This window comes from Aeromonas bestiarum, from assembly GCF_000819745.1.
Taxonomy (GTDB): Bacteria; Pseudomonadota; Gammaproteobacteria; order Enterobacterales; family Aeromonadaceae; genus Aeromonas; species Aeromonas bestiarum.
The window spans coordinates 88,916-109,202 of the sequence record NZ_CDDA01000006.1 but is presented as its reverse complement, the minus strand read 5'-3'; the positions used below and the strand labels follow the sequence as shown (position 1 = coordinate 109,202).

21 protein-coding genes and 4 tRNA genes are annotated in these 20,287 nt (G+C 61.9%); 9 read left to right on the top strand and 16 right to left on the bottom strand.

The window, feature by feature from the left end; translation table 11 throughout:
• Positions 1 to 106: 106 nt before the first annotated feature.
• Together bfr and BN1118_RS02220 are read right to left on the bottom strand one after the other, a co-directional pair.
• On the bottom strand, positions 107 to 586 hold the full coding sequence (bfr, locus tag BN1118_RS02225; protein WP_005314068.1) for a bacterioferritin: 480 nt from the start codon (positions 584 to 586) through the stop codon (positions 107 to 109).
• 145 nt (positions 587 to 731) lie between these two features.
• Complete coding sequence (locus BN1118_RS02220) at positions 732 to 938, bottom strand: bacterioferritin-associated ferredoxin (RefSeq protein WP_042868081.1); 207 nt, start codon at positions 936 to 938, stop codon at positions 732 to 734.
• 137 nt (positions 939 to 1,075) lie between these two features.
• On the opposite strand from BN1118_RS02220, the gene BN1118_RS02215 reads away from it, so the two are divergent.
• Complete coding sequence (locus tag BN1118_RS02215; RefSeq protein WP_043554382.1) at positions 1,076 to 1,390, top strand: HlyU family transcriptional regulator; 315 nt, start codon at positions 1,076 to 1,078, stop codon at positions 1,388 to 1,390.
• Entirely contained in the window at positions 1,387 to 3,450 is a 2,064-nt protein-coding gene (locus BN1118_RS02210) for a tRNA(Met) cytidine acetyltransferase TmcA (protein WP_043554380.1), read from the top strand. Before BN1118_RS02215 ends, BN1118_RS02210 begins: the two co-directional genes overlap by 4 nt.
• On the opposite strand, the gene BN1118_RS02205 is transcribed toward BN1118_RS02210, so the two are convergent.
• The gene (locus tag BN1118_RS02205; protein WP_043554379.1) at positions 3,437 to 4,156 is read right to left on the bottom strand and encodes an SDR family NAD(P)-dependent oxidoreductase; all 720 of its coding nucleotides are present in this window, start codon (positions 4,154 to 4,156) and stop codon (positions 3,437 to 3,439) included. The two genes, BN1118_RS02210 and BN1118_RS02205, sit on opposite strands and share 14 nt — an antisense overlap.
• A 208-nt stretch (positions 4,157 to 4,364) precedes the next feature.
• On the opposite strand from BN1118_RS02205, the gene BN1118_RS02200 reads away from it, so the two are divergent.
• Positions 4,365 to 5,378, top strand: a complete 1,014-nt coding sequence (locus BN1118_RS02200) for a chemotaxis protein (RefSeq protein WP_043554378.1) — start codon at positions 4,365 to 4,367, stop codon at positions 5,376 to 5,378.
• 334 nt (positions 5,379 to 5,712) lie between these two features.
• A complete protein-coding gene (locus BN1118_RS02195; RefSeq protein ID WP_043554377.1) occupies positions 5,713 to 6,405 on the top strand; it encodes a B3/B4 domain-containing protein in 693 nt (230 codons plus the stop codon).
• Between the two features lie 97 nt (positions 6,406 to 6,502).
• Here BN1118_RS02195 and BN1118_RS02190 read toward each other — a convergent pair whose 3' ends face one another.
• Both BN1118_RS02190 and BN1118_RS02185 read right to left on the bottom strand, forming a co-directional pair.
• Positions 6,503 to 7,675, bottom strand: a complete 1,173-nt coding sequence (locus BN1118_RS02190) for a CD0519/CD1768 family membrane protein (RefSeq protein ID WP_043554374.1) — start codon at positions 7,673 to 7,675, stop codon at positions 6,503 to 6,505.
• A gap of 332 nt (positions 7,676 to 8,007) precedes the next feature.
• A complete protein-coding gene (locus BN1118_RS02185) occupies positions 8,008 to 8,523 on the bottom strand; it encodes a ClbS/DfsB family four-helix bundle protein (protein ID WP_043554373.1) in 516 nt (171 codons plus the stop codon).
• Positions 8,524 to 8,653: 130 nt separating this feature from the next.
• Here BN1118_RS02185 and BN1118_RS02180 point away from each other — a divergent pair, with 130 nt between their 5' ends.
• Positions 8,654 to 8,986: a hypothetical protein gene (locus tag BN1118_RS02180; RefSeq protein WP_043554372.1), complete on the top strand. Its 333-nt coding sequence runs from the start codon at positions 8,654 to 8,656 to the stop codon at positions 8,984 to 8,986.
• Between the two features lie 134 nt (positions 8,987 to 9,120).
• Here BN1118_RS02180 and BN1118_RS02175 read toward each other — a convergent pair whose 3' ends face one another.
• The 6 genes from BN1118_RS02175 to plsY form a co-directional block, all read right to left on the bottom strand.
• Positions 9,121 to 10,464, bottom strand: a complete 1,344-nt coding sequence (locus BN1118_RS02175) for a potassium channel family protein (RefSeq protein ID WP_043137286.1) — start codon at positions 10,462 to 10,464, stop codon at positions 9,121 to 9,123.
• Positions 10,465 to 10,754: 290 nt separating this feature from the next.
• A tRNA-Asn gene (locus tag BN1118_RS02170) sits at positions 10,755 to 10,830 on the bottom strand.
• Positions 10,831 to 10,838: 8 nt separating this feature from the next.
• A tRNA-Phe gene (locus BN1118_RS02165) sits at positions 10,839 to 10,914 on the bottom strand.
• A 10-nt stretch (positions 10,915 to 10,924) separates the two neighbouring features.
• Positions 10,925 to 11,000, bottom strand: a tRNA-Thr gene (locus BN1118_RS02160).
• A 51-nt stretch (positions 11,001 to 11,051) separates the two neighbouring features.
• Positions 11,052 to 11,127 (bottom strand) — tRNA-Phe (locus BN1118_RS02155).
• A gap of 47 nt (positions 11,128 to 11,174) precedes the next feature.
• A complete protein-coding gene (gene plsY, locus BN1118_RS02150; RefSeq protein WP_043554371.1) occupies positions 11,175 to 11,837 on the bottom strand; it encodes a glycerol-3-phosphate 1-O-acyltransferase PlsY in 663 nt (220 codons plus the stop codon).
• A 169-nt stretch (positions 11,838 to 12,006) separates the two neighbouring features.
• Between plsY and folB the strand changes: the two genes are divergently transcribed.
• The 3 genes from folB to BN1118_RS02135 all read left to right on the top strand — a co-directional run bounded on the left by folB (position 12,007) and on the right by BN1118_RS02135 (position 13,500).
• A complete protein-coding gene (folB, locus tag BN1118_RS02145) occupies positions 12,007 to 12,378 on the top strand; it encodes a dihydroneopterin aldolase (protein ID WP_043137290.1) in 372 nt (123 codons plus the stop codon).
• Complete coding sequence (folK, locus tag BN1118_RS02140; RefSeq protein WP_043554370.1) at positions 12,378 to 12,887, top strand: 2-amino-4-hydroxy-6-hydroxymethyldihydropteridine diphosphokinase; 510 nt, start codon at positions 12,378 to 12,380, stop codon at positions 12,885 to 12,887. Before folB ends, folK begins: the two co-directional genes overlap by 1 nt.
• 124 nt (positions 12,888 to 13,011) lie before the next feature.
• Entirely contained in the window at positions 13,012 to 13,500 is a 489-nt protein-coding gene (locus BN1118_RS02135; RefSeq protein ID WP_043554369.1) for a YbaK/EbsC family protein, read from the top strand.
• A 20-nt stretch (positions 13,501 to 13,520) separates the two neighbouring features.
• On the opposite strand, the gene mdtD is transcribed toward BN1118_RS02135, so the two are convergent.
• From mdtD to BN1118_RS02115, 4 genes are all read right to left on the bottom strand, one after another.
• A complete protein-coding gene (gene mdtD, locus BN1118_RS02130) occupies positions 13,521 to 14,909 on the bottom strand; it encodes a multidrug transporter subunit MdtD (protein ID WP_043554367.1) in 1,389 nt (462 codons plus the stop codon).
• A gap of 61 nt (positions 14,910 to 14,970) precedes the next feature.
• Positions 14,971 to 16,098, bottom strand: coding sequence for a CobW family GTP-binding protein (locus tag BN1118_RS02125; RefSeq protein ID WP_043554366.1), 1,128 nt, complete (start codon positions 16,096 to 16,098; stop codon positions 14,971 to 14,973).
• Between the two features lie 71 nt (positions 16,099 to 16,169).
• Positions 16,170 to 17,564 (bottom strand): D-arabinono-1,4-lactone oxidase, encoded by a 1,395-nt coding sequence (locus tag BN1118_RS02120; protein ID WP_043554365.1) that lies wholly within the window; start codon positions 17,562 to 17,564, stop codon positions 16,170 to 16,172.
• A gap of 118 nt (positions 17,565 to 17,682) precedes the next feature.
• Entirely contained in the window at positions 17,683 to 18,300 is a 618-nt protein-coding gene (locus BN1118_RS02115; protein ID WP_043554364.1) for a LysE family transporter, read from the bottom strand.
• A 76-nt stretch (positions 18,301 to 18,376) separates the two neighbouring features.
• Here BN1118_RS02115 and BN1118_RS02110 point away from each other — a divergent pair, with 76 nt between their 5' ends.
• On the top strand, positions 18,377 to 19,288 hold the full coding sequence (locus BN1118_RS02110; RefSeq protein ID WP_043554362.1) for a LysR family transcriptional regulator: 912 nt from the start codon (positions 18,377 to 18,379) through the stop codon (positions 19,286 to 19,288).
• A gap of 71 nt (positions 19,289 to 19,359) precedes the next feature.
• On the opposite strand, the gene BN1118_RS02105 is transcribed toward BN1118_RS02110, so the two are convergent.
• Positions 19,360 to 20,283 carry a LysR family transcriptional regulator gene (locus BN1118_RS02105; protein ID WP_043554360.1) on the bottom strand — a complete coding sequence of 308 codons (924 nt, stop codon included), beginning with the start codon at positions 20,281 to 20,283 and terminating at the stop codon, positions 19,360 to 19,362.
• Positions 20,284 to 20,287 lie beyond the last annotated feature (4 nt).

Below are 20,287 nucleotides of genomic sequence, written 5' to 3'. Positions count from 1 at the left end.
ATAAGCTTGTTTTTCATACAGATGACGGCGATGAAAAGCTATGCAACCGGACATGAAAAAACCCGCCTGAGCGGGTTTTTGAATCGGCTTTTCATGCCATAACTATTCAGGATGAGCCGTGATGCAACTGGGACTGCTGGTAGTTCTCCAACCCGATGCGATCGATGAGATCAAGCTGGGTCTCCAGCCAGTCCACGTGCTCCTCTTCATCTTCCAGAATGTCCTGGAACAGGTCGCGGCTGATGTAGTCCTGCACCGACTCTGCGTAGGCGATGGCTACTTTCAGGTCCGGGATGGCATCCATCTCCAGCGACAGATCGCAGCGCAGCATCTCCTCCACCGTTTCACCGATGCGCAGCTTGCCCAGATCCTGCAAGTTGGGCAGACCCTCCAGAAACAGCACCCGCTTGACCAGTTCGTCGGCGTGTTTCATCTCATCGATGGACTCGTGATATTCCTTGTGCCCGAGCGCCTTGAGGCCCCAGTCATCGTAGATGCGGGCGTGCAGGAAGTATTGGTTGATGGCAATCAGCTCATTGGCCAGCACCTTGTTGAGGTGGGCAATGATCTTGGGATCTCCTTTCATCGACAGTGCTCCTTGGTTCGTGCCTGAGGCCTCGATCGTTAGAGCTTAGTCCAGAAAAGTGACAACAAGAGGTCTGGCGAGCCAGCTCGCCTGAGAGGAAGGGTGACCCTGTTGGCGGGTCGAGTCAGAAAAAGATCGGTCCGGGTCAGGCCACCTCGTAGTAGAGCGGGGCCTGTTCCAGCTCGGCCTTGTCGAGTTCGGCGGCGATGATCTCCATGGTCATGCGCACACACTTTCCACACTGGGCCCCCACCTCCAGCGACTGCTTGAGCTGACGGAACTCGGTCTTGCCTGCCTGTACCGCCTTGCGGATCTGGGTATCTGTGATGCCGCGGCACAAACAGACGTACATAGTGTTTACCTCGTGCTGGAATGCCATGAAATCTAAATGAGAATGGTTCGTAGTGCAAATAACAATTAGTAATAAGATCCCCTGCTTGCCAGCCATCAACCCCTTGGTGACAATGTCCCGTCACAGAGGAAAACATCATGCTCAAGAAACTGTTCACAGCCCTGTTCGCAAGCAAGCCAGCCCCTGTCGTTGAGGTGACTCCCACCGAGTACGCCGGTTATCTCATCTACCCCGAGCCCATGGCGGAAGGGGGCCAGTACCGGTTGGCGGGTCGCATCACCAAAGAGATGGATGGCGCGCTGCAGACCCACATCTTCATCCGCTCCGATCTGTTCGCCAATCCGGCCGATGCGGAGCGTTTCATGGTGCAGAAGGCGCACACCTTCATCGACCAGATGGGGGATCGCATGTTTGAACCCCGCGTCAAAGCGGGCGACAGTTCAGCCTCATGAGCCCTGCCGAGGTGAAAGCCCTGCGCCAGGCCCTGACCCAGACAGGTGAACGGCGTCTGGTCTGGCTGGAAGGGGACGAGGCCGATTGCATCGCCCGTGCCGAAGCACTGCTGGGCGGCGTCATCTATTGGCTAGGAGAAGGTCCGGCCTGCCATGGGCCCGTTCCCGCCGCCAAGGCGCTGCAACGGCTCGGTCAGGAGTGCGACACCCTTGTCTTCAACGCTTTCAGCGGCTTTCATCCCGACGCCTTCGGCGCGCTGGCGGGCACACTGCGGGCGGGCGGCCTGCTGCTGCTGCTGACGCCCCCCGGAGCGCAATGGCCCGAATATCCGGATCCGGACAGGGTGCGGCTGGTAGCCCAGCCAGAAGAGGCGAACCGGGCCGGCCACGGTTTCATCGCCCGACTGGTGCACCTGCTGGCGGGGGATCCTGCGCTCTCCCTGCTCCCGCCCACCAGCACAGAGCCCTGGCAGCCGATCGGTGAGCAGCGGCGGCTGAGCCATGATCAGGCCCGCGCCCTGCCCGCCATTCACAGGGTGTTGCACGGCCATCGTCGCCGCCCCCTGGTGCTGAGTGCCGATCGGGGACGCGGCAAGAGCAGCCTGCTGGGCCTCGCCGCCGCCGAGCTGCTGCGCCAGCAACCCGACCTCAAGATAGTGGTGACGGCCCCCTCCCAGGCCACAGTTGCCACCCTGTTTGCCCACGCGGCACAGTCGCTGGGTACAGAGGTGGAACGGCTGGCTGGCCTCGAGTTCTGCTCACCGGCCCGACTGGTACAGGAAGCCCTGCAACCCGATCTGTTGCTGGTGGACGAAGCCGCCGCCATCCCCACGCCACTGCTGGAGGCCATGCTGGCCCGCCACAGCCGTATCGTCTTCGCCACCACGGAGCACGGCTACGAGGGCACAGGGCGCGGTTTTCACCTGCGTTTCAAGCGAGTGCTGGACCGTCAGACGCCGGATTGGCAGGAGATCCACCTGGCCGAGCCGATCCGCTGGAGCCTTGGCGATCCGCTGGAGCCGCTGGTATTCCGGCTGCTTGGCCTCAATGCCGAGGTGGATCCGCCCCTGCCACCGACCAGCCCTGGCTGGCGGCTGATCGGGCAGGATGCGCTGGTGAACGATGAGGGACTGCTCAATCAGCTGTTCGGCCTGCTGGTGCTGGCGCACTACCAGACCACGCCGAGCGATCTCAGGTCTTTGCTGGAGAGCCCGGATCTCGACATCCACCTGCTGGAGCAGGAGCAGAGCCTGCTCGGGGTGGCGCTGGTGGCACGGGAGGGCAACATAGCTCCCGAGCTGGCCGAGCAGATCTGGGCGGGCCGACGACGCCCGCGCGGCCATCTGCTGCCCCAGTCCCTGCTGGCCCACGCCGGTTTCAAGACAGCAGGGGCGCGCAGCTACGCCCGGGTGATGCGCATCGCCATCCACCCGGCGCTGCATCGCCATGGGCTCGGCTCGCGACTGCTCGGCCAGCTGGAGGACTACTACCGGGAGGAAGGGCTCGACTATCTGGGCTCGGCCTTCTCGGCCAGCGCCGATCTGCTGCCCTTCTGGCGCAGGGCCGGGCTGCGGGTGCTGCGCATCGGCCTGCAACGGGATGCCGCCAGCGGCAGCCATGCCGCCCTGCTGCTCAAGGCGCTGAATCCCGAGTGGGAAGCAGAGCTGGCCCGGTGGCACCAGCGCTTCGCGTGCCAGCTGCCAACCCTGCTGGCAGGCGAGTTGAAAGGGCTGGAACCCGAACTGGTGTGGCAATCTCTGGAGGGGAGCCCTGCCCTGCCGACGCAGGATGAGTTTGAGCGCGATGAGCTAGTGTGCTTCGCTCACCACCACAAGCCGTTCGAGCTGTGCCAAGCCAGCCTGCAGCGCTGGCTGGCCGGCAATCTGCCACGACTGGGCGCCCTGACCCCCGCCGAGCGTCAGCTGCTGATCGCCACCATCTGGCAATATGCGGACTGGGGGCATCTGGCCAATCGGCTGCAACTGGCGGGCAAGCCGGCCATCATCAAGGCGCTGCGCGCCCTGCTGGCTCGCCTGCTGGATACCCCTACCACTCGATAGACTCGCCTCGCCAGTCGAGATAGCTGAGTTCGCCATCCGGCGTCAGCCGATCCATCAGACCCACCAGATGGCGAGCTACCTGACCTGGCGTCTGCAAGCTGCCGGCCGGCACATTGGCGTGAAACGGGCGCGAGAGCTGGGTATCCACAGTGCCCGGATGAAACGCCACCAGCTTGACGCCCGGGGCACGCCGGGCGAGCTCGATGGCGGCGCACTTGAGCAACATGTTGAGCGCCGCCTTGGAGGCGCGATAGCCATACCAACCCCCCGCCCGATTGTCGCCTATGCTGCCGACCCGTGCACTGAGCACCGCCAGGGTGCAGGGCGAGGCGCCAAGCAGCGGGAGCAGCTGGTTGATCCAGCGCAGCGGCAGCAAGGCATTGGTCTGGTAGAGACGGGTCATGGCTTCGACATCAAGCGCTTCCAGCCGCTTTTCCGGCTTGATCGCCCCCTGATGCAGGATGCCGTTGCAGATCACCAGCCGATACAGTCTCGGGGCCAGAGTGGCGATACGAGCCACCACGTCAACCATCTGCTGATCGCTGTAATCACAAGCCAGCCAATGCAGGTGGGGATCCTCACACCCGACTGGGGCCGGCTGCCTGCTGACCGCCATGACGGAACCGGCCCCTGTCGCCAGCCAGTGGGCCACCAGCGCCTGACCTATAGCGCCCCCGGCTCCTATCACCACTATGCCCTCGTTCATGCTCGGCTCCTGTTTGCGGTGAGTGTGATGCCCTTCTCCATCACCTCTTTCTTTCCCTGTTAAGCTGTTACGCGCCTTCCTGTCTGCCGGATCAAGCAGTTATGAGGGCCATCTTGTGTGGATCTCCCCGGTGTGGGCGGATCCATTCCTATACTGAGGGAAAACCGCAGCCGGTGCTGCCAGCGCAACCAGAAGCACGAGAGTCGCCATGATGTCCAAAGACGGGGAAGAGCGTAAATCCATCCTGACCGAGAGCGGTACCAACGAGCTCGAGATCATCGAATTTCACCTCAAGAAGCAGCTACCCGATGGCAGGGAAAAGATCGCCTATTACGGCATCAACGTCGCCAAGGTGCGCGAGGTGATCCGGGTACCTGACACCACAGACTACCCCAACGCCCAGCGCCACATGGTGGGTGTCTTCTCCCTGCGCGAGCGGCTGATCCCGCTGGTGGATCTCGCGGGTTGGCTTGGCATCAAGACCAACCCGGACCCCAACAACAAGGTGGTCATAGTCACCGACTTCAACAAGATGGCGAACGGCTTCCTCATCGACAGTGTCAGCAGGATCCACCGGGTCTCCTGGGAGGATGTGGAGTCCCCCAGCCAGTTTCTGGAGGCGGGCGAGAATGACTGCGTGGTGGCCGTGGTCAGGCGAGATGGCAACCTCATCATGATCCTCGACTTCGAGAAGATCATCGCCGACATCAACCCAGAGCTGAGCATGGAGAAGTACGATGTGACCCAAGATCGCAAGGTCCTCATAGACGATCGCATGATGGCACTGCGCCAGGCCAAGACTGTGCTGGTGGTCGACGACTCCGCCTTCATCCGCAAGATGATAGAGACCACGCTGCGCACCGCGGGCTACAACGTGGTGACCGCCAAGGATGGGGGCGACGGGCTGGAGATGTTGATGGAGTTCGACCGCCTGTCGCAGGAGGAGAAGATCCCGGTGGCCGAGTTCGTCAGCGGCATCATCACAGACGTCGAGATGCCCCGCATGGACGGCATGCACCTGCTCAAACGGCTGCGGGATACCCCTGCCTTCAAGACCACCCCCATCGTCATGTTCTCGTCGCTGATGAGTGACGACAACCGCCAGAAGGCGCTGCAGCTGGGGGCCAACGACACCATCACCAAACCCGAGCTGGGACGCATGGTCGGCATGATGGACAACTTCCTGCTCGGCATCCCCATCCCCAAACCGGGCAATCTGTAATGTCGTCAGCCTGACACTCAAGCAAACGGGCGCCTCGGCGCCCTTGTTGTTGATGTTTTTCAGCAGCATCAGAGATAGTGCTCCTGAGCCGCTCATCCCATTTCGCGAGAGATCAACGAAAAGGCAGAACTTCTTTCTGGATCGAACTCCCATGCTAATCCTTCACTGACAGGCTGCTTGTCATTCCAAATCCTTATTGGCCTTAAGATTTTGTGAATTTTCTTATTGCCATCGCCCAAGCAAGATGGCTCTCAAATTGAGTGTGATGTGGCTGATGCCATGCGCTATCGAGACATCAAATGTCGTCTCTATCAATGAATCTCCTGGAGTCGCTATGCCGTTGTTCAAGCCATTAATCACCCCTGAAGTAACCGATATGGCTCCCGGATTCCGGGCCTTGAGCATCACTGTCCAGGCGGCTGCCATTGCAGACCCCACAGTGGGGACGCGGGCCCTGGAACAAGCAGCCCTTGCCATGGCCAGAGAAGATGCACCCTGGGCCGATGCACACCTCTCCGCCTGGGCGGACCTCTTTAGAAAGTTTGGCGCCAAACCACAGCGCACTCCCTGCTCCGCCGAAGCCCTGCGAAAACGGGTTGCCCGTGATGGCAACCTGCCGAGTATCGATCCTGTCGTTGACCTCTATAACGCCATCAGCATTGAGTACGCCATACCGGTAGGGGGCGAAAACCTGACCACCTATGAAGGGACGCCGAGGTTGGTGGTTGCCGATGGCAGCGAGCTATTCGACACAATGAAGGGTGGCGAAGTGGCTCATGAATCTCCAGAACCCGGTGAAGTGGTCTGGCGGGATGACAAGGGGGTGACATGTCGACGCTGGAACTGGAGACAGGGAGTCCGGACCAGGCTCAATGTGGAATCGAGCATGATGTGGTTCATTCTGGAGAGCTTGCCCGAAATGCCCCTGGAAGCTTTGCAAGCAGCCGGGAACAAGCTGATTGAAGGCATACAGCAGATGATGCCCGGAGCCGTGATAGAGCAAACCGTCATTGGCCATGTCGAGTGACCACAACGCCGGACTGACCGTCTCTATGCTGTCCGCGTGATCGCAACGAGCAATGCAAAGAGGCTCCGAAGAGCCTCTTTTGTTATCAGAACCCGACTCAGCCCAGCAGCAGGTAGAGCTGATGGGCCGCCACCCCGGCGCACAGGCCACCTATGGTGTGGGCCACTATGGCGCGGGAGGTGAGATGGCGATAGCCGAGCGCATCCAGCATGGCGGTATGGGTGCTGAGAAAACCACTCCAGCACATGCCCATGGCGGTGAATACCGCGACCTCGTTGCCGGTGATCCAGCCCTTGCCGATGAAGGGCGGCACCAGCGACATGGCCGCCCCGACCGCCCCCAGCGAGGTCACGGGGAAGGCCACCAGCTCGGCATGGGTGAAGCCGAACAGCAGCTCGAACAACCAGCCCACCTTGGCCGCCAGCACGGGCAGCAGCGCCACCCCCTGAAAGGCCTCGCCACTGTAACCCTGCTCGCCCGGGCCGAAGGTCAGCAGCATCACGAAGGTACTGATGATGAGCACCCCCGGGATCACCGCCATCCCCAGCTCCACCCCGGACTTGCCGCCATCGAGCAGGGCATTGAGCACCCGCAGCCAGGTGGGGGCCGCCTCCTGACTCAGACCCGGCTTGGCGCCCACGCTCACGACCTCGTCATCAATCAGGGTTTCCCCCACCAGCGGGCGGATCATGCGCTGCATCAGCCGGGTCGAGACCACTGAGCCGATGAGGGCGCCGAGCAGGCCGATCAGTGCCGCACTGGCGGTGGATTCGCCGCTCGGCAGTTGTAGGGTGGCCATGAAGGTCACCACTATCAGCCCCATGCCGAAGGCGGTGCCGAAGTTGGTGAGCGAGACCAGCTGCCAGGGGGTGAAGCCCTTGCGAAAACGGCTGTCCTTGGCGAGGCTGATCACCGCCGGATTGTCGGAGAAGAAGGTCATCAGGGCCGCCAGGGCGGTGCGCCCGGGCAGGCGGAAAATGGGCTTCATCAAGGGTGCCAGCAGCACCTCCAGCAAGCGGATCACCCCAAACTCGCTGAGCAGCTGGCTCAGCGCCCCCGACAGCACGGTAATCCCCATGATGAAGAGCACTGTATTGAGCAGCAGCTGATGGGCGGTGTTGAACAGGGTGTTGACCAGGGCGGAGAGCCCCATCTGGCTGCCGAGGTAGCCGAACAGGCTGCCCAGAATGGCCAGCACCAGTACCGGCTCCAGCCAGCTGCGAAGGGAGGTGACACCCGGGTGAGAATCTTTAACTACTTGATTTTCCATACCAATCCTGAAGTCTGTCGCTGTGTGGTGAGTATTGTTGTTATGGCACCCATAAAGCAGGAGCCCTTGTCTCGCGACAAGGGCTCCTTGAATGGCTCCTCCTGCTGGGCTCGAACCCGTGGCATACGGATTGACGGGCCGCCGTTCTGCCGGCTGAAGCTGGGAGGAAAAAATGGGTTGCCGGACGATCCTGTCCAGTCTGCCTGTCTCGCGCCAGCGCACTGCCTGCCCGGCGAGAGGACGGGGCGGCAGTATAACAACTGGGGCTTGTCAGTGAAACAATGCGGGTCGGCCTGACCCCAAGGCCAGACGCACCATCGGCGCGGCGGGAGCTACGGCTTCACACCCGCGCCCTTCAACCACTTGCGCAGCCGCCCGTTGGCATTGTGGTAGGGAGAGGCGGTATTGAACTGGATCATCCGCCCCAGAGTCCACTGCTCATACCAGGGGCGACCATACAGCTGGTCATCACCGCGCTCCGCGATCAGCTCGACGATACGGGCCCTGGCCGCCACCAGCCGGGCCAGTAGCTGCGGGTAGGTCAGCCCCTCATGATCCCGATAGAACGTTTGGGCCAGCCTGCCCAGCTCGTTCCACTTAAAGCCAGTCTCGGGAAAATCCACCGGCAGGCCCGCCGCGTCCCGCTCGATCCACTTGATCACCAGCTCATTCCAGCCGATGAGATAGGCCACCAGATTGGCCACGCTCATGCGGGTGCCCTTGCTGTGCCCCTCCATGACCAGCTCCTGCACCAGGCTCTCGGGGACGGCCTGCAAGGCCTTGAGCAGCTTGCCGAAGTTCGTCTCGATGGCGAGCAGCAGCTCGGCCTTGTTGCTGGGGATCCCCATCACTGTCCTCCTTCATGCCTGTCACCCTGCCGCCCGCTCGGGATTGCCGCCAGCGGCGCCGAGCGCTAAGCTCGCGACATCTGCGGCCAGTGTCCCAACGCCGCCGCTCCCATCACAAGCAAGAACGGCGATGAATCAGCTCATTACCTATATCAAGGCCATCCATCGGCAACCTGGGCCGGCGACCATCATTCGCCAGCAGAGCGAACACTATAGCGAGCATGACGAGAGTGGCACCCTGATCCAGCACCAGCAAACCCGCTATTGGTTCGCCAATGGGGTCGTCATCTGCCATCAGAGAGAGCAGGACCATGTCCCCTCGCCGCAGCTATGTGCCGAATGCTGGATAAGCTATCGGGTCGACACCAGCCCCATCCCCATCACACCGCCACGCAAGCTGTTTCACAACCCCTGTCAGGAGGCGTTCTGGCTGAAGATGCAGGGCATCACGCCGGCAAGATGACAAGATGCTGACCTGGTGGCGAGGCCGATACGGGCTATTGCGGCGGCTTGCTCGGCAAGATCCAGCCCTCTGAGGTGCTGCTGAGGGAGCACCACCTGTCGGAGCTTGGCAGCACCGACAGGTCGGCAGCGTCATCAATACTGCTTGGTTTTCGACGCAAACCCCGCGAGGAACAGGCCGGTCAGAAACATGCCGCTGAAGGCCTCGATGGCCGACAGCAGCTGCAGCGGGGAAGAGGTCTGGGAAATATCCCCATAACCGAGCGTCACGAAGGTCACGATGCTGAAGTAGAGCGAGCGCCCCAGATGGTGATAGGTGACCGAAGCGGGCGCCAGAAAATAGGTCAGGGTCGCCAGCAGTATGACCCCCATCGACATCAGCAGGCTTCTGATCGGCCGCTCGCCAAAGCCCCAGGTGATGAAGCTGATGAACTTGGAGCCACACTTGAGATAGCACAGCAGGGAGAGCCACCCCTTTCTCAGCGGGCCGCTGCGCAGCCAGCGCTCCTTGAACAGCTCCCTCGGGCTGGCCAGGGACTTCATCTCATGCAGCTTCTCCTGGTAATAGCACTCACCGGCATCGACGGTATCTCCCACGCTGGAGAAGAGGCGCTTGGCGTTGCGGTACAGCTTGCTGGCCTCGCTGTGATCGATCCGGCCGTTCTCGTTGTAGGCCACCTGCACCTTGTCCAGATTGGTGTGCTCCATGGTGGCGTCGAAGTTCTTGGCGCGCACGTTGAAGTTTTTCAGCACGGCCCGGGAGGAGTGAAAACGGATCTCCTCGCACTCGATGGTGAAGTCCTGAAACACCCCGTCCTCCAGCGCCAGCTCCCGCTTCTTGGCCCAGGCCCTGTGATCCCACAGCAGGGAATCGAACAGATCGAGCCCGATCACGCCGCCATTGACCCGCACACCCTTGGCCGAGCAGTGCCACAGATAGACCTTGGAGTTGTTGACGGCGCCATCCAGCGAAAGTTCGTCGAGGCAGGTGAAATCGAGCAATCGGCCGGAGATGATGGGGCTCTTCAGCTCGACGCCGCCGATGTTGAGCAGGCGATGCTTGCCCAGCACCTGCGCCTCCCCCTTGTTGTTCTCGGAGACCGAGAGCAGGCTCTGCACCCGCTTCACCTCGTCCTTGCCGTGCTTGCCGGCCAGCCACATGCAGTAGGGTTCAAAACGGGTCTCCGAGCGGATGAGGCCGCTCTTGCGCAGGGACTCCAGCGCGCTCGAGGCGGTTTCATACAGCCTGATCTTGTCGTCGCTCATGTAGACGCAGAGGCTGAGCACGGATCGCGAGCTGATGAAACGAGCTATGCCGATCTGGAAGATGACGCTTTTCTCTATTTTCTGCTCCGTCATCCAGTCGCCGAAATAGGGCAGCGAGGCCACCAGCAGATCCCAAATCAGGGGATAGTCATTCTCCCGGCGCCACTCGTTGAACTGCTCGGGAGACAGCTGCCAAAGCTCGGTTGCATTCATACATTACCTCGATCACAAAGATGTCCCGCCCTCGCCAGATAGAGAGTCATGGTGCACAAGGCCATGGCGGATACGGCGGGTCAGACGCAGGGAAAGCGGCGCGGCAAAACGCCCGGCACGTCACCATACTAGGCGAGAAACAAAAGGCAAGTCACTGACAGGGAAGGAAGAAGGGGGATGGATGCGACAGCTTGTTCCTCAGGCGCACACTTATTGCGCAACACTCAGGTAACAATGGCCGTGGCAAACAGGCAAAGAAAAAGCCCAGCATTGCTGCTGGGCTTTTGTGTTGGCTCCTCCTGCTGGACTTGAACCAGCGACATACGGATTAACAGTCCGCCGTTCTACCGACTGAACTAAGGAGGAATTGTACTTGGTGCCCAGAGACGGAATCGAACCGCCGACACGGGGATTTTCAATCCCCTGCTCTACCGACTGAGCTATCTGGGCAATATATAAATGGTGCCGGCTACCGGAATCGAACTGGTGACCTACTGATTACAAGTCAGTTGCTCTACCTACTGAGCTAAGCCGGCACACTTTAAACCTTTGTGCATGAACAGATTTTTATTTCATGGCACCAAATTTGGTGCCCAGAGACGGAATCGAACCGCCGACACGGGGATTTTCAATCCCCTGCTCTACCGACTGAGCTATCTGGGCGTGGGCGCTATTAAACGGATTTTAAGGCAGGTGGTCAACGGGAAATTTCACTTTTTGTCTCGTTCGTCTCTTTTTTGCGCAACATCATCCATTTCCCCTACTTCTTCCTGGCCGTGCTGCGCCGGGCGGCCCCAGACTCTGGGCTCTTCCCCTTTCAGCAGGCGGGCAATGTTCTCGTGATGGCGGATCAGAATGAGGCAGGAGAGCAGCGAGACCGGCAGCGTGTATTCGGGTTTGAGCAGGTAGGTAAAGAGCGGTGTCAGCAGCACGGTAATGATGGAGGCCAGCGAGGAGTAGCCGCTCACCAGCAGCACGAGCAGCCAGGTGCCGATCACGGCCCCGCCCATGGTAAAGCCGATGGGCATCATGGTCCCCAGTGCCGTGGCGACCCCTTTGCCACCGCGAAAATGAAAGAAGATGGGGTACATGTGGCCGAGGCAGGCTGCCACCCCGATGAAGCCGAGGTAGACGGGTTTGATTTGCAGATACCAGGCGAGATAGACGGGGGCCGTGCCCTTGAGCACGTCGAGCAGCAACACCACAACGGCAGCCACACGGCCACCGAGGCGCAACACATTGGTCGCACCCGGGTTGTGGGAGCCATGATCGCGAGGATCCGGCAGACCCGTGATGCGGGAAACCAGCACGGCACTGGACAGCGAGCCGCCCAGGTAGGCCAGAATAATCATCAAAATCGTCAGGGCCGTCATCTTGGTCGTTTTTACCACGATATGAATGGGGTATGATGCGGGCCACATTCTCTGGCTTGGCGTTGCCCAAAAGCGTGTCGCCCAAACCGACCGCGCGGCAAACTGGTTGCCAGGCCTGCATCCCTGCGCTGTTATCACAGCCCATCAAGAGTAAAGAAGAAGTACTGTCATGGACAAGGTGTTTATTCGCGGACTCGAGGTTTTGACCACTATTGGTGTCTATGAGTGGGAGAAAGGCATTCGCCAGAAGCTCTGTTTCGACCTCGAAATGGGCTTTGACAACCGTCCCGCCGCAGCAACCGACGATATCAATCTGGCACTGGATTACGCCACCCTCTCTCGCAAGATTTGTGATCACGCCTCCAGCAAGGTGGTGGAGCTGGTCGAAACCATGGCCGAGCAGGTCGCCATGCTGGTGCTGGCCGATGAGCGAGTACAATGGGTCAAGGTCACTCTGACAAAACCGGGCGCCGTACCCAATGCCGCCGGCGTCGGGGTCGAGATCCTGCGCCACCGTACCCCGGCCACGAGCGCCAACTGATGACCCGCATCTATATCAGCATGGGCTCGAACATAGAGCGGGAGCACCATATCCGCGCCGGCCTCGATGCCCTGCAGGCGGAGTTTGGCGAGCTGGCTGTCTCCCGGGTATTCGAGAGCGAGGCGGTAGGCTTCAACGGCCGCCCCTTCTACAACCTAGTGGTCGGTGCCGACACAGACCTGCCGCTGACAACCCTGTGCCAACGGCTGCGTGCCATGGAGTTCGCCCACGGCCGCGAGCCGGATGCCAAGAAGTTCGCTCCGCGCACCCTGGACCTGGATCTGCTGCTCTATGGCGATCTGGTCTGCGAGGCGCCAGTCGCCCTGCCCCGCGGCGAGATCCTCACCAATGCCTTCGTGCTCTGGCCGCTGGCCGAACTGGCACCGAGCCTGCGCCACCCGGTCGATGGTCGCACGCTGGGCGAGCTGTGGCAGGGTTATGACAAGACCTCCCAGCGACTCTGCCCCATCCCCTTTCACTGGGAAGCGTGCGAGCTGCAACATCACTGAATCAACAAGGGCACCCGAGGGTGCCCTTGTTGCATCTTGCAAAGCGGCTTATCCGCCATAAGAAAGTGTGATTGGGCCCGGCCCGCCACGACTGGCAGGATGGGGCTCGCCACAGGAGACCCCCATGCCGCTCGACACCATTCACGACTTCAACTGCCGGCTGCTCGCCGAACTGCCCCACCAGCGCTATGAGCACGAGCCCATCCTCGATTACGCCACCGACGAAAGAGTCAGGGCCCGCTTGGGCTGGCAGGCGGTATTCAGCAAGACGCTGTTTCTCAAGTTCAAGGATGGCCGCTTTGCCCTCCTGCTGACCCATCAAGGAGGACGGCTCGACAACAAGGCGGTCAAGGCCGCGTTCGGTGCCAAGCCCTCAATCTGCACCGCCGAGGAGATGCAGGCCGAGATCGGCTGCCTGCCGGGCGCCGTCTGCCCCTTTCTGCCACGCGCCGATATCCCGCTGCTGGTAGACCCTCAACTGATGGAGCATCACGCCTTCACCTGGACGCCGGGCCACCCGGAGCAGACCTTTCTGCTGGAGACAGCCCATCTGGCCCAAGTGCTTGAGCAACTGCCCTGTCTGGTCAGCTACCTGCCTGCACCATCAGCCTGACTGCCGACGGCACAACCCGCTCACCCCTTGTCCCGCGCCAGCTGGGCGAAGATCAGCGCAGCCAGCATGGACATGAGACCAATGCAGAGATAGGTGAGGTGGAAGCCTCCCAGCCACTGCCCATCCGCCGCCGACGAACCGGCTGAGAAGAGTCCCAGCAGGCTGGCGGCAATCGCCACCCCCAGGCTCATGGAGAGCTGCATCACCACCGACAGCAGACCGTTGCCGCTGCTGGCATGCTCGGCGCTCAAGTCTTGCAGCGTGAGCGTGTTCATGGCGGAGAACTGCAGCGAGTTGATGGCGCCAAACACCATCAGCCAGCCCAGCAGCACCCCATAGGGCAGCTGGTTGTCGATGAAGTAGAAGCTGGCGATCATGGCCCCCAGTGCCAGGGTATTGCCGATCAGGATCCGCCGATAACCGATGCGTGGAATGAGCTTGTTCACCAGCGTCTTGGTCAGCATGGCCCCCAGCACGGTGGGGATCATGGTCATACCCGCCTTGCTCGGCGAGAAGCCGAGCCCCAGCTGCAGGAAGAGCGGGGTGAGGAAGGGCATGGCACCGCTGCCGAGGCGGGCAAACAGGTTGCCCCAGACGCCGATGGCGAAGGTGCTGGTCTTGAACAGCGCCAGACTGAACAGTGGCTCCTCGACATTGGCGGCATAGAGCCAGTAACTCGCCATGGCGGCCAGCCCGAACAGCAGGGCAAACAGTGCCCAGCCGGTGGAGATGCTGTGCTCGCCCAGCCCCTGCAAGCCCACCGACACCAGCACCATGCCGGCGCTGAACATCACGAAACCCTGCCAGTCGAACTTGGCCGTGCCCTGCCGCAGGTCGGGCATGAAGTGCCAGCTGGCGATAAAGCCGAGTATTCCCACCGGCAGATTGATGAGAAACACCCAGTGCCAGCTCGCCACCTCCACCAGCCAGCCGCCCAGTGCCGGGCCGATCAAGGGCCCCACCAGGCCGGGGATGGTGACGAACGACATCACCCGCAACAGCTCGTGCTTGCTGTAGACCCGCAGCACGGCGAGGCGTCCCACCGGCATCAGCAGGGCGCCGCCTATGCCTTGCAACACCCGGGCCGCCACCAGCATGGAGAGGGAGTTGGAGGCGGCGCAGGCCAGCGACCCCAGGGTGAACAGCAGTATGGCGGCCAGATAGATGCGGCGGGTGCCGAATCGGTCCGCCAGCCAGCCGGAGGCGGGAATGAGCAGCGCCACCGTCAGCATGTAGGCGATGATCACCGACTGCATTTGCAGCGGGCTCTCGCCCAGGGTCTCGGCCATGCTGGGCAGGGCGGTGTTGAGTATGGTGCCATCCAGGGTCTGCATGAAGAAGCCGACCGCCGTCAGCGGCGGCAGCCACTTGCGCTGGGCAGGGGTCACCATGTGTGTGCTATCGGGCATGAGCAGCCACCTCCTCTTCAGATAAAAAAAGACCCGCACGAAAGCGGGTCATATTAGCCTATCAGGCATCCGGCTGGCCGAGCATGGCTCTGAGCTGCTCTTCCAGACTGGGCTCGGGGGCCTTGAGCGTATCAAGGAACAACCGCTCGATCCCCGCCTTGTCCTGACTTTTCACGATAAAGACCAGCCGGGACTGGGCCTTGCCCTCCGGCCAATCTCCCAAAGCCTGCAGCGGATAGAGTTGACCATGAACGCCGTGGATCACCACAGGCTGGCTCTCTCCCTCCAACTGCAATATCCCCTTGAGCCGCAGCAGGGCATCGCCATATTGGACCTGCACCGCATCAATGGCGGCCAGCAGGCGGGATGGCTTGAGCGGCTCACCGATGCGCAGGGAGAAGCTCTCTATGTTGCCATGCTCGAAGTGAGTCGGTGCGGCCGTGCCCACCTTGGCGGCGAACGGCTTCATCTTGGGCTGCATCGGCGAGGCCAGCCCCTGCTTGGGGGATTCGGTGCGCAGCCAGGCCAGCAACTGGCGCACGTCGCGCCCCGCCGCCTCGTTGTAGGCGCCCAGCTTCTCCAGCACCGCAGGCGACAGCTCACCGTTGGTGACCCGCTCGATGGGGGCCGCCGGATTGAGGGCCGCCAGCTGGGCTTCGACCCGCGCCAGCTGCTCGTCCTCCACCAGATCCCCCTTGCTCACTACCAGCAGATCCGCCAGCGCCACTTGTTTCACCGCTTCATACTGAGCGGCCAGCTGCTGCTCGATATGGCCGGCATCCACCACTGTCACTGTGCCATCGAAGCGGTAACGCTGGGCAATAAAGCCCTCTTCGCGCAGGGTAAACAGCACGGGCGCCGGGTCAGCCAGACCTGTGGTTTCTATGATGAGCCGCTTGAACGGCTTGATCTTGCGCTGGATGGCGCGCATGAACAGTCCCTGCAGCGCCTCCACCAGGGAGCCCTGCACCGAGCAGCAGATGCAGCCGGAATCGAGCAACACCACCTGCTCGTCCACCTGCTGCACCAGATGGTGATCCAGCCCCACAGAGCCGAATTCGTTGATCAGCACGGCGCACTCGCCGAGTTCCGGCTGCTTGACCCAGTAGTTGAGCAAGGTGGTCTTGCCGCTGCCGAGAAAGCCGGTCAGCAGGGTCACGGGAATTCGGGTGTCTTGCATATCTGTCATATCGATGACTCCCCTCTGGTCGGCAGGGTGATGGGTACGCGGGTATCTTGCATATGGGTCATTTTCAATCCTTACCGGTTGGCAAACAGATCGCTGAGCCAGCGGTTCTCGAAGCGGCCATGGGGATCGAGCTCGCCCTTGAGGGCCAGGAAGTCGTTCCAGCGCGGCAGCAGGGCCGGGAAGTCGTAGAGATCCATCGCCAGATGCTTGCCAAAATGGGGGATGCCACCGAGGGGCACCAGCAGTTGCTGCAGCTCGCGCATCTGCTCCATGGAGCCGTTGACGAAGGTGCCATCCGCCGCCAGATAGACCAGGAAACCGACCCAGCAGACCGATTTATCATAGGCGGCGCTGAGCCAGGCCTCGGAGGGACCGGTACAACGCAGGATAAAGGGGTAGTGCAATACGCCCGGGTTGGCCTGCTGCCACGCTTGCAGGGTCTCCAGCGCCTCGTTCATGCGATGAAGCGGCACCGCCACCTCACAGTTGATCTGGGGCGCAGGTATCCCCTTGCAGAGAATTTGGTAGACGTTGCCCACCAGATCGGAAGCGTCCTTGAAGCGGCGCACCGTCTCGAAGTGCTCCCCGGCCAGCGCCTCATCCTTGGTATCCTTGGCCATCTTCTGCAGGGTGGCATCTATGGTGGCGTTCATGCGGGCATCTATGTCCCCCTCCAGCAGCAGCGGCTCGCTGCCGGCGGCTCGGTAGCGGGCTACCTCCTCCTCGGAGGCGGGATCCACCAGCCAGATGTGGCTCTCGCCGGTCCAGGCGAACCACCAGCTCTTCACGAAGCCGTGCTCGCGGTTGAGCCGCTCGTTGTGTGCCAGCAGGAAGGGATAGTCGGTGGTGAACTTGGTGCAGCGCATGATGCGGTTGGGCACTGTGCGCAGGGTGACGTCGAGCAGTATGCCGAGCATGCCCATGCCCATCACGAAGGCGCCGAAGCGCGGATCGGTGCGATCCACCCGGACGATCTCGCCATTGGCCAGCATCACCGTCATGGCTTCCACCGCATCGCACAGGGCGGACTGGTGCAACCCCTGGCCGTGGGTGCCTGTGCTGAGCGCACCGCCCAGGGTCTGGATGCCGATGACGCCGGGGGATGCCGGCAACATCCGCTCCATGGCGATGAGATCGGCGTAGACGGTATCGAGCGGCGTGCCCGCCTGATAGGTGACGGTATCGGCGGTTTTCGCCAGCTGGCCGCGCAGGTGGTACAGGTCCACCAGCAGCGCCTGACTGCCCTCGGCATAGACGCTGTGGATGGGTTCGAAGGAGAGGCCTGAGCCGATCAGCCGCAGCTTGCGCTCGGGGTGTTCACGCAGCAGCGCCTGCAGCTCGTCGCTATGGGTCGGGCGCCACACCTGATCCAGGGCGCCGAGGGGGTTGGTCCTGGACCAGTTGAACAGCACCTCCCGATTGTTGATCGCCTTGATGCTGTGAAATGCCTGGAACTTGACCGTCATACCGCGCCTCATCTGACTTCAAAATGAGCGGCAATTCTACCGAAAAGCGAGCGCCAAGGCATGAAAAACAAGCCCCTACAGTCGGGGGGTGGATAAGGGGGATGACTCCCCCGCTCCCTCAGCGCGATTGCTGGGTCAATGCCAGCAGCATGCCGAATCCCACCAGCAGGCCGCCAAACACCCGGTCGATCCAGTGGCGCACCGCCAGCAAGCGGGCTCGTACCGAGTCGGTGGAGAAAAAGATCGCCACAGCGCTGAACCAGAGGGCGTGGGCCAGCACTATGAAGGCGCCATAGCCGAGCTGGACCGCCAGCGGCGTCTGCGGCTGTACCACCTGCATGAACAGGCTGACGATGAAGATGGTGGTCTTGGGGTTGAGCACATTGGTCAGAAACCCGGTGCGCAGTGCCCCCAGGCTGGAGAGGGTTGGCTGGCTGACTATCTCCTCATGGGTCACAGGCCTGGCGCGCAGCATCTTGATGCCGAGGAAGATGAGGTAGGCGGCCCCTGCCAGCTTGATGAGGTTGAACAGCCAGAGCGACTGCTGGATCAACAGGCCGACCCCCAGCAGGGTGTAGGTCACATGGACGCAGACCCCGGCCGCTATGCCGAGCGCCGTCAGCACGCCGGTGCGACGGGAGAGCAGCAGGCTGTTGCGCGACACCATGGCAAAATCGGGCCCCGGGCTGATGACGGCAAAGAAGGTAATGGCCACTACGGCTAACAGTTCGGTCATGAAAAGAGTCCTGATGCAGAGAGATATCGGCTATTTTATTTGGCATCAACACCAATAACGAACGATAACTTCTGACATGAATGGTGATAATAACTCACAGAAAGACCTCTCCCTCCCCTCCCTGACGGCCCTGCGCTGTTTCGAGGTGGCTGCCCGCACCGAAAACTTCAGCCGCGCCGCCGATGAGCTGCACCTCACCCATGGCGCCATCAGCCGGGCGGTGCGCCTGCTGGAGGAGGATCTGGGGATCCCGCTGTTCGAGCGTCGCCAGCGCCGGGTCTTTCTGACCGAGGCGGGCAGCAGGCTCCATGAGGCCGTCAGGGAAGGGCTGAGCAGGATCCGGCAGACGGCGCAGGCGCTGCGCCAGCAGAGCAAGCCCCAGTCGCTGGTCATCTCCTGCGAGCCCACCCTGCTGATGCGCTGGCTGATCCCGCGCTGGCCCGCCTTCCAGGCCCTGCACCCCGAGCTGGACGTGCATCTGATGGCGGGGGGCGGCGCCCTCAGCTTTGGCAACGGCATAGATCTCGCCATCCGGCGCAACGACTTTCACTGGCCTGATGACCTTTACAGCCAGCTGCTGTTCGAGGAACTGACCGGGCCCGTCTGTCAGCCGGGCAAGGTGGCGCAGTTTTTCGAGCAACAAGGAGAGCTGCCGGCTCTGCGCCCCTCGGCCCCCCGCCTGCACACCAGGACCCGTCCCGCCGCCTGGCAAAGCTGGCAGGAACAGACCGGACAGGGTGCGAGCGACGAGGCACCGACCCAGACCTTCGAGCACTTCTACTTCAGCCTGCAGGCCGCCGTGGCGGGCCTTGGCGTCGCCATAGGCCCCTACCGGCTGGTGTGCGACGATGTCGCCGCCGGCCTGCTGGCCGCCCCGCTCGGATTCATCCCGGATGGCACCGGCTATCACCTGCTCGCCCCCGCGCCACCGATTCCCGGCAGCCCCCATGAGAAGCTGGCGAACTGGCTGCAATCCCTGAGCAAATAGGTTACGACACCTCGCGGGCCCAACCTGCTTCCCTGGCTCGCGTGTGGCCGCCGGACAGTGACGACACAGATTCAGCGGGCCCGGAAACCACTGCCACTCTTTTGCGCCGCCAGCAACAAAGCATCGACCACTACGCGCAGCTTGGGCTGCATGTGCTGGCTCCTGGCCCAGATGACATTGATCGGCATCTCGCCACCGGACTGGTCATAAAGCACACAGACCAGCGCTCCCGAGTCCAGCTGTTCGTTGACCAGCCAGGTCGGCACCTGAACCAGGCCAAGGCCAGCCAGCGCCGCAGCCAGTACGGCCTCACCATCTCCCATCTCGTAACGTACCGGGATGTCGTAAGCCTCAGTCCGACCCGCCCCATTCCTGAGCAGCCAGCTATGGCGATGCCCAGATCGCCAGTCGATGATGCAGTCGTGCCGTGACAACTCATCCGGGGTCAGGGGAACCCCGCGTCGGGCCAGATAGGAAGGTGCCCCACAGATGACGAGCTTCTGCTCCCCCAGGCGACGAGCAACGAGATCGGCCTGATCCTCCAGCGCCCCGATGCGCACCACCAGATCAATGTTGGCCTCAATGAGATCGACCTTGCGCTCATTGAAGGTCACCGACAGATCCAGCTGCGGATGGCTGCCTGCCAGCTCCAGCAGGATCGGCAGCACATGCCGGCGGCCAAACGCAGCGGGAAGATCGATTCGAACGCGACCCGACGGACTCTGTTGTCCCGATGCAAAGCTCTGCTCCGTCGCCTCCAGCACCCGAATCGCCTGGAGACAACTGACCAGATACGCCTCCCCCTCCCGGGTCAAACTCACCCGGCGGGTTGTTCTGTGCAACAGCTTGACCCCCAGTCGCCCCTCCAGCCGCACTATGCTCTTGCTCAACGCCGAGCCGGTCAGCCCCAGCGCCAATGCCGCCACGGTAAAGCTGCCCGACTGCGCCACGGCGACAAAGTGCCTGACACTCAGAAAGGGGTCTTGTAGTGCCACGGAT

Excerpts from the sequence above, each read along its gene's own strand:
- BN1118_RS02110 (WP_043554362.1), top strand. The coding sequence starts at position 18,377 with ATGAATGGTGATAATAACTCACAGAAAGACCTCTCCCTCCCCTCCCTG.
- folB (WP_043137290.1), top strand. The coding sequence starts at position 12,007 with ATGGACAAGGTGTTTATTCGCGGACTCGAGGTTTTGACCACTATTGGT.
- BN1118_RS02175 (WP_043137286.1), bottom strand. The coding sequence starts at position 10,464 with ATGAATGCAACCGAGCTTTGGCAGCTGTCTCCCGAGCAGTTCAACGAG.
- BN1118_RS02210 (WP_043554380.1), top strand. The coding sequence starts at position 1,387 with ATGAGCCCTGCCGAGGTGAAAGCCCTGCGCCAGGCCCTGACCCAGACA.
- BN1118_RS02115 (WP_043554364.1), bottom strand. The coding sequence starts at position 18,300 with ATGACCGAACTGTTAGCCGTAGTGGCCATTACCTTCTTTGCCGTCATC.
- BN1118_RS02205 (WP_043554379.1), bottom strand. The coding sequence starts at position 4,156 with ATGAACGAGGGCATAGTGGTGATAGGAGCCGGGGGCGCTATAGGTCAG.
- BN1118_RS02215 (WP_043554382.1), top strand. The coding sequence starts at position 1,076 with ATGCTCAAGAAACTGTTCACAGCCCTGTTCGCAAGCAAGCCAGCCCCT.
- folK (WP_043554370.1), top strand. The coding sequence starts at position 12,378 with ATGACCCGCATCTATATCAGCATGGGCTCGAACATAGAGCGGGAGCAC.
- BN1118_RS02185 (WP_043554373.1), bottom strand. The coding sequence starts at position 8,523 with ATGGGGATCCCCAGCAACAAGGCCGAGCTGCTGCTCGCCATCGAGACG.
- BN1118_RS02200 (WP_043554378.1), top strand. The coding sequence starts at position 4,365 with ATGATGTCCAAAGACGGGGAAGAGCGTAAATCCATCCTGACCGAGAGC.
- BN1118_RS02190 (WP_043554374.1), bottom strand. The coding sequence starts at position 7,675 with ATGGAAAATCAAGTAGTTAAAGATTCTCACCCGGGTGTCACCTCCCTT.
- plsY (WP_043554371.1), bottom strand. The coding sequence starts at position 11,837 with ATGACGGCCCTGACGATTTTGATGATTATTCTGGCCTACCTGGGCGGC.
- mdtD (WP_043554367.1), bottom strand. The coding sequence starts at position 14,909 with ATGCCCGATAGCACACACATGGTGACCCCTGCCCAGCGCAAGTGGCTG.
- BN1118_RS02220 (WP_042868081.1), bottom strand. The coding sequence starts at position 938 with ATGTACGTCTGTTTGTGCCGCGGCATCACAGATACCCAGATCCGCAAG.
- BN1118_RS02180 (WP_043554372.1), top strand. The coding sequence starts at position 8,654 with ATGAATCAGCTCATTACCTATATCAAGGCCATCCATCGGCAACCTGGG.
- BN1118_RS02135 (WP_043554369.1), top strand. The coding sequence starts at position 13,012 with ATGCCGCTCGACACCATTCACGACTTCAACTGCCGGCTGCTCGCCGAA.
- BN1118_RS02125 (WP_043554366.1), bottom strand. The coding sequence starts at position 16,098 with ATGACAGATATGCAAGACACCCGAATTCCCGTGACCCTGCTGACCGGC.
- BN1118_RS02195 (WP_043554377.1), top strand. The coding sequence starts at position 5,713 with ATGCCGTTGTTCAAGCCATTAATCACCCCTGAAGTAACCGATATGGCT.
- bfr (WP_005314068.1), bottom strand. The coding sequence starts at position 586 with ATGAAAGGAGATCCCAAGATCATTGCCCACCTCAACAAGGTGCTGGCC.
- BN1118_RS02120 (WP_043554365.1), bottom strand. The coding sequence starts at position 17,564 with ATGACGGTCAAGTTCCAGGCATTTCACAGCATCAAGGCGATCAACAAT.